This is a genomic window from Brevibacterium sp. SIMBA_078 (assembly GCF_046534565.1).
In the GTDB taxonomy this organism is placed as follows: domain Bacteria; phylum Actinomycetota; class Actinomycetes; order Actinomycetales; family Brevibacteriaceae; genus Brevibacterium.
In genome coordinates this window covers 1-341 of the sequence record NZ_JAWRYQ010000084.1, presented here as the reverse complement: position 1 = coordinate 341, position 341 = coordinate 1, and the positions used below count along the sequence as shown (strand labels likewise).

1 protein-coding gene is annotated in these 341 nt (G+C 32.6%); it reads left to right on the top strand.

Translation table 11 applies throughout. From position 1 onward, the window contains the following. Positions 1–131: 131 nt before the first annotated feature. Positions 132–341 (top strand): winged helix-turn-helix domain-containing protein (locus SB749_RS18965; RefSeq protein WP_410711666.1); only part of this gene is annotated, 210 nt, incomplete at its 3' end.

Here is a 341-nt window from a genome sequence, read left to right as displayed (position 1 = left end):
GAAGACCTTTATTGCATATATTGATAACAACTAATTATAGTTTACATACAGTAAACAAAAATACCCTAATAACAAACAACATCTGTTATCATTCCATGGTGATAAAAGTGTAAATAATTAAAGGATTAGGCATGAGGTTAGCTCGTTTTCTCACTAAAGGAAATATTGTCGTAATTGGTGAGTGGCAACTTAACATTGATCTTCAAACTATTAGCGACGGCGATAATAGCAGAGAGTTAGAGCCTTTATTATTCAAATTATTATGCTATTTTATTGAGCATAATGGGCGGATAATTCCTCGTCAAGAACTCGCTGAAAAGATTTGGCTACAAAGCTATGTA